This is a genomic window from Acinetobacter sp. YH16038 (assembly GCF_013417275.1).
In the GTDB taxonomy this organism is placed as follows: Bacteria; Pseudomonadota; Gammaproteobacteria; order Pseudomonadales; family Moraxellaceae; genus Acinetobacter.
Window position 1 is genome coordinate 1 of record NZ_VPEG01000148.1, and the last position, 1479, is coordinate 1479.

Below are 1479 nucleotides of genomic sequence, written 5' to 3' on the forward strand. Positions count from 1 at the left end.
GGCATCAATGCGCAGGGCACACAAAGAAGAATGAGAAATGCTTTAGGAAACTATATCCGATACAACCTTTCTAGGAACGCACACGATGATCAACCTTGGCAAGGTAATACCTTTTACTCTGTAGATAATCATAATATACCTGTATATGCAACGGTTCCAGCTCAACCCATCAGTAGTACTGGGCAATACTCTGACACGATTACAGTAACTCTAACTTATTGATTTTTATTTTAAAATTAATAGGTAACCGTCGCAGTTACTGTGTCACTATATTTCCCAGCAGGAACATTAGCATTGGGAACCTTACCCCAAATCTTAATATTTTGTGTTTCCCCTGTCCCCTGTTGTGACAAACGATTGTCTGCAATATTGCCCCATTCTTTGCTCATGGCAACATCTTGATAAAGCTGATAAGGAATTTGTATGGAAATATCATTGGCATGCTTCAAACGACCATCACTATTTAAAGCAATATTATAGGGAGTACCATTAGTACAATGAACATTTAAGCTCCCTGTCGCTTGAACATTCTGTGCATTACGAGTCACAGTCCCAAAATCAATATCCGAAGAGCCTCCTGCTCCAATCTCACAAATTTCTGTAACTTGCATTTTGACTTGAAACTGTGTGGATTGACGATCACTCATGGTATATGCGGAAACAGAGACTACAGCTAAAATTACAAAAGAATATTTAAAAATTTTCACTTGACTCATTTACCATAATTCCAACCTATTAACTCCATTAAATATTACATAGTTTTTTAAGAAATAATATATAGTTAATAGACTTCCGTCATAAATCAAAAAACGTACAATTTATTTGATCTTAAATTAATCAGCAAACTTATTTAATTCAAAGGATAATCCTTGGATGAAATTCAAAGATATTCAAAAATTATCAGACGTTAAGTTTCGTAGGCTTACCGGTGTTAGTTGGGCTACATTTAACCTGATGTTGGCCGAGCTAAATAAGCAGTTACCTCGTCATATTGGTAAAGGACGACCGCATAAATTACCGTTGGAAGATCGTTTGCTCTTATGTATAGGCTTTGTTGCATAAATATTTTGCAAAATACTTATTTTTAAGGAGTTTAAGAAAATTTTAATAAAAAATAAGTATAATAAAATCATAGTTTTAGGTATTTTTGCAACAAAGCCTCTTAGAAATAAAAGAGCATGATGTTTTAAGTATTTAACATAAAATCTCTTATGCGAAATTCCAAGAAGAGCACATCCAGTGCTCTTCTTATTTTTAGATAATAAATCGTTAAAAAAATGATCCATTCTCATTTTAGAACTGGGTGTTTTTTACTCAAAATACTATTTTTTTCCATAACCATAAAAGCCCCCCTTTGAAACATATATTTTTATTGATTATTTTTGTGCAAATTTCCTTGTAAACAGCTGTTTTATGGCAGGAATATAAATAAGAGTTCCTGCGATTTGCGTGCTCGAAAACATCTGATAATTTGCAAAG

At 33.3% G+C, this 1479-nt stretch carries 3 protein-coding genes; 2 read left to right on the forward strand and 1 reads right to left on the reverse strand.

All coding sequences use genetic code 11. The features are described 5' to 3' along the window. Positions 1 to 222, forward strand: a 222-nt coding sequence (locus FTV34_RS17415) for a spore coat protein U domain-containing protein (protein ID WP_180070909.1), incomplete at its 5' end; no start/stop codon positions are given. 14 nt (positions 223 to 236) lie between these two features. On the opposite strand, the gene FTV34_RS17420 is transcribed toward FTV34_RS17415, so the two are convergent. Further along, positions 237 to 716, reverse strand: a complete 480-nt coding sequence (locus FTV34_RS17420) for a spore coat U domain-containing protein (RefSeq protein WP_179991844.1) — start codon at positions 714 to 716, stop codon at positions 237 to 239. Positions 717 to 873: 157 nt separating this feature from the next. Here FTV34_RS17420 and FTV34_RS17425 point away from each other — a divergent pair, with 157 nt between their 5' ends. Beyond that, positions 874 to 1062: a hypothetical protein gene (locus FTV34_RS17425; protein ID WP_157799961.1), complete on the forward strand. Its 189-nt coding sequence runs from the start codon at positions 874 to 876 to the stop codon at positions 1060 to 1062. Positions 1063 to 1479: the final 417 nt, after the last annotated feature.